At 41.6% G+C, this 231-nt stretch carries 1 protein-coding gene; it reads right to left on the reverse strand.

The annotated features are described in order from the left end of the window. The coding region (locus tag MRS74_RS23715; RefSeq protein ID WP_254582739.1) for a hypothetical protein at positions 1–231 on the reverse strand (231 nt) is incomplete at both ends.

Below are 231 nucleotides of genomic sequence, written 5' to 3' on the forward strand. Positions count from 1 at the left end.
GAACCATTATCTTGGATTTGTACATACCAAGACTGCGCTTTAAGCGCTCGATTTACAGGCGCTAAAACAAAGGTGCCCGGCGTAATCTCTCCACTTGAAAGAATAAAAACTTGCGGCGGTTTTTCTGCTTTTTTCTTTTTCTCGACATCAGCAAACATATCTTCATCAAACAAAGTACCAGGTTCAAACAATCGGTCATCATTGCCCCAGACACCATTGCTTAAATCGAGT

Source organism: Marinobacterium sedimentorum, from assembly GCF_024267675.1.
Taxonomy (GTDB): domain Bacteria; phylum Pseudomonadota; class Gammaproteobacteria; order Pseudomonadales; family Balneatricaceae; genus Marinobacterium_A; species Marinobacterium_A sedimentorum.